Origin of the sequence: Pseudoalteromonas sp. RB2-MNA-CIBAN-0110 (assembly GCF_040309305.1) — a bacterium.
In the GTDB taxonomy this organism is placed as follows: domain Bacteria; phylum Pseudomonadota; class Gammaproteobacteria; order Enterobacterales; family Alteromonadaceae; genus Pseudoalteromonas; species Pseudoalteromonas arctica.
In genome coordinates, this window is the sequence record NZ_JBEOOQ010000175.1 from 1 (window position 1) to 274 (window position 274).

1 protein-coding gene is annotated in these 274 nt (G+C 46.7%); it reads right to left on the reverse strand.

Translation table 11 applies throughout. From position 1 onward, the window contains the following. The coding region (locus tag AAEY68_RS21060) for a tetraacyldisaccharide 4'-kinase (RefSeq protein WP_350586829.1) at positions 1–274 on the reverse strand (274 nt) is incomplete at both ends.

A 274-nucleotide genomic window follows, 5' to 3' on the forward strand; every position in this document is an offset into this window, starting at 1 on the left:
CTCTAGTGCCATCAGCACTTCACCGGTTTGAGCTGGTCCGCCATTATTTATCACAAAATCAACTGAATTAAACCGCCACACACCTTCACGTAAAGGGCGTGCGGGTAACACGCAGTGATTGCCATAACGACGCTCACCATCCACTAAAGCTATTTCGATATCGCGGCCTAAGGCATAATGCTGTAAGCCATCATCACTAATAATCACATCAACATCAAAGTCTGCTAATAATGTATGCGCTGCGCTCACTCTCTTGGCACCGACAACCATAGGT